The 2,183-nt window shown below is 45.0% G+C and carries 2 protein-coding genes; both read left to right on the top strand.

Going from position 1 to position 2,183, the window contains the following annotated elements; all coding sequences use genetic code 11:
* Positions 1 to 91: 91 nt before the first annotated feature.
* Positions 92 to 733: a MarC family protein gene (locus tag AB4496_RS09175; RefSeq protein WP_009848347.1), complete on the top strand. Its 642-nt coding sequence runs from the start codon at positions 92 to 94 to the stop codon at positions 731 to 733.
* A 264-nt stretch (positions 734 to 997) separates the two neighbouring features.
* Entirely contained in the window at positions 998 to 2,029 is a 1,032-nt protein-coding gene (gene dapD, locus AB4496_RS09170) for a 2,3,4,5-tetrahydropyridine-2,6-dicarboxylate N-succinyltransferase (RefSeq protein WP_009848346.1), read from the top strand.
* The last annotated feature ends 154 nt before the right edge of the window (positions 2,030 to 2,183 follow it).

Raw genomic sequence — 2,183 nt, 5'->3', positions numbered from 1 at the left:
GCCTTATGCTGGCTGTTTTTTATTCACACTTACTCTACTATCTATTTCTAATAATTATTTGTATTTAACTGCATCTTTTCAAAGGAATAATATGAAAGAGCTCATCATTCATACCATTACTGTGTTCATGGGCTTTTTTGCCATCATGAACCCAATCGCTAATACGCCAATTTTTCTTGGATTAACCGGTGACAATGACAGGGAAACCGTTAAATCTATCGCTTTCCGTTCAGTGTTTATCGCATTCATCATCGTCAGTACTTTTGCACTCTCTGGCAAACTGATCTTTGACCTATTTGGTATCACACTTTACGCACTTCGCATCACAGGCGGCATTTTGGTCTTTTTGATTGGCTTCCACATGCTGCAAGGCGATTCAACACACGCCAAAGCAAAAGAGAAAGTGAACTCAGACGCCCAGAAAGACGCAGCTCTAAGTATCGCCGTCTCACCACTTGCAATGCCAATTCTCGCTGGCCCCGGCACCATTGCCACTGCGATGAACTTTGCCAGTACCGAGGGGGTCTATGAAACCATCATAACCATCGTCGCTTTCGGCCTACTATGTACCCTAACCTATGTCTTATTTGTATTCGGCGAGCGATTTGTTAAAGCTGTCGGACCAAGTGCATTGAACGTGATAACCCGAATGATGGGTTTAATACTCGCCGTTATCGGTATGCAGATGTTGATTGAAGGGATTGAGCAGGCTTATAAAGCGCTATTTATCTAAAGAGTGTTGTTCATTTAAAGAACGTTGGTTATCTAACTTTGATATCAAATTTTGTTGAATTGCATCATTTTCTCATTGCAGAAAACTATCTCCAGAAAGACAAGCAATATCATTTTACAGACTTTATCCCGATGCGCCCTTTCATAACGAGGGCGCTCTCTTTATGATGAACGCAATTAAATTAACTTTGCTAACGGCAGCGCTTGTTATTCGAGCCGCTGTTATGAAATAGCAAAATCAAGACTCAACACATGGAGATTCAACATGGCTTACTTTTCACTAGCCTTCGGTACGGCAACCAAAAACCGCGACAATAAAATCATTGAAGCGTTCTTCCCTAACCCACTTCTAAACCCAAGCGACGCTCTTGTTGCGGCTGTTGGTGAAGTTGCAGGTTACACTGAAGGCAACCAAGCTATCGAAATCTCTGCAGCACAAAGCGCAGAACTCGCGAAAGCATTCGCAGCAAACGACGATGCAGCAAACGCATCTTTCGCAGAAAAAGCAGCAGCATCTGAGCAACCTCTTGTTCTTGTTGTTCTTGCGACTGACGAGAAGCCAGCATCAGTTGCTGAAGGCTTCCTTAAGCTGCAACTGATCTCTAACCGCCTAGTTCAACCACACGGTACGGTACTAGATGGTATCTTCGGTCTACTGCACAACATCGCATGGACTAACGAAGGCCCTATCGATCTTCCTGAGCTGGCTGAGCGTCAAATCGAAGCTCGCCTAGCGGGTCGTGCTCTGTCTGTAGATTGCGTAGACAAGTTCCCTAAAATGGTGGACTACGTAGTACCAACAGGCATTCGTATTGCTGACACTTCTCGTGTTCGTCTTGGCGCACACGTAGGCGAAGGCACAACAGTAATGCACGAAGGTTTCATCAACTTCAATGCTGGTACAACTGGCGTAAGCATGGTTGAAGGTCGTATCTCTGCAGGTGTGGTTGTAGGTAACGGTTCTGATATCGGCGGCGGCGCTTCTATCATGGGTACTCTGTCGGGTGGCGGTACTATGGTTATCTCTATCGGCGAAAACTGCCTACTAGGCGCAAATGCGGGTCTTGGTTTCCCAATGGGCGACCGTTGTACGGTTGAGTCAGGTCTTTACGTGACTGCGGGTACTAAGGTTCGCATGTTAGATAAAGAAGGCAACGAAGTAGAAATCATTAAAGCTCGTGACCTTGCTGGCGTTTCTGATCTTCTGTTCCGTCGTAACTCGATTACTGGCCAAATTGAATGTCTAGCGAACAAGTCAGCTGTTGAACTGAACAGCGAGCTACACAGCAACAACTAATCTACGCACTAGATGCTAAATTACTAGATACTAAAAAACACGAAGCCGCTGGAGGTAAATCCAGCGGCTTTTCTTTTATCTATATAAAACGGAAAGCGTTACACTTTCTCGGCAGCTAACTGCTCAAGCGCTTGAATAGAGGTTTCTGATACTA

Source organism: Vibrio sp. 10N.222.46.A1, assembly GCF_041473595.1.
GTDB lineage: Bacteria > Pseudomonadota > Gammaproteobacteria > Enterobacterales > Vibrionaceae > Vibrio > Vibrio tasmaniensis_A.
This window is presented reverse-complemented; position numbering and strand designations above follow the sequence as displayed.